Genomic DNA, 1,107 nt, shown 5'->3' with positions numbered 1-1,107 from the left:
CAAAAGAGTTCAAAAATGTCACTTTCGCGATCACCGATATGCACGCACCGTGCAGGTGAACTTGCCAGCTCAGTAGAACGCTGCAGGTTGTCGAGCCAACGCATGCTTTCTTTCTGTTCGATGGGTATGCGGGTCGGATTAACCTTGCGCTTGAGAGCCTCTGTGCCTTTGAATTTGTTCCGCGTCCAGAATTTGGCAGCGATCAGACCCAACGGCAGCCCTTCCGCTGTGATCGCCAGACTGGCGTGCATTAAAAGCCCGCAGACGGTATGTTTAAGGTGCCGTCCTTCTTTCATTTTGCGCCCGGTTGATTCATTGATAAAGCCAATCTTCTCAGGTTACGAGCGCTTGAAGGAAAACTCGGTTGTATCCTGCAGGATCAATATTGGGCCATCGGTGGCTTGGATACGCAAAGCCGAAGCGGCAAAGTGCTCCTCCAAAATCTTGTCCTAGCTGACATTCTCATCCGCAAAGAAGCGGTAGGCGGCCTTGGTATTGGCCCAGTCCTGAAATGCGGTGGGTAGTGATTTGTCTGGCCGATCACCGAGTGCTTCCAGCATAACGGTCAACCTTTGATTCAGTCGCGCGTCCCCCAAGTCGCAGCCTGTCATTTCTTCTTTCACCCAGTGTTGTCGCATATTGGTACCTCTTATCATATCGAACGACCTGAGGAACCAAAGAAACACATCGGGCTTTACTTAATCAATAGCATGCTTATGTGGCTGATGACTTGTGGGTAATTGCAAGTTTTGTGGAGCGCTTACCTACCACCTGCTCAGATCATGCAGAGATGTTGAGCCTTCAGCAAAACTGATAATTGAGGAGCCGAGTGCGTCAATCGCGCATGCCCGAATCTGTGTGGAGCCGGGTAGAGTAATCTCTCGATCTACCCGACTGCTATGAATCCAGAAAATTTCAGTAATCCCTTAAAAAGCTAACAGAGAAATGTTCTTTTAACCTGCACGGATCGCCTTTCGTTCTCTAGGGCGTGTTGACGTTTGATCGAAGATGATTTGGCAGGATAGGGGCAAGCTCGCAGAATAGAGGTTCTCACGCCAACAAACTGCGAGCTTGCGATGCCCCGACAAATGCTCACGGATGAACACT

The 1,107-nt window shown here is 49.9% G+C and carries 1 protein-coding gene and 1 pseudogene; both read right to left on the bottom strand.

Going from position 1 to position 1,107, the window contains the following annotated elements; genetic code table 11:
- Positions 1-251 (bottom strand): annotated as a pseudogene (locus tag M8006_RS17610) (IS4-like element ISLpn5 family transposase); the annotation flags it as partial.
- A gap of 198 nt (positions 252-449) precedes the next feature.
- Positions 450-638, bottom strand: coding sequence for an IS4/Tn5 family transposase DNA-binding protein (locus tag M8006_RS17605; protein ID WP_250084500.1), 189 nt, complete (start codon positions 636-638; stop codon positions 450-452).
- Positions 639-1,107 lie beyond the last annotated feature (469 nt).

It is taken from the genome of Halomonas llamarensis, assembly GCF_023555005.1.
GTDB classification, from domain to species: Bacteria; Pseudomonadota; Gammaproteobacteria; order Pseudomonadales; family Halomonadaceae; genus Vreelandella; species Vreelandella llamarensis.
The sequence above is the reverse complement of the archived record's forward strand: the minus strand, read 5'-3'. Positions and strand labels throughout refer to the sequence as shown.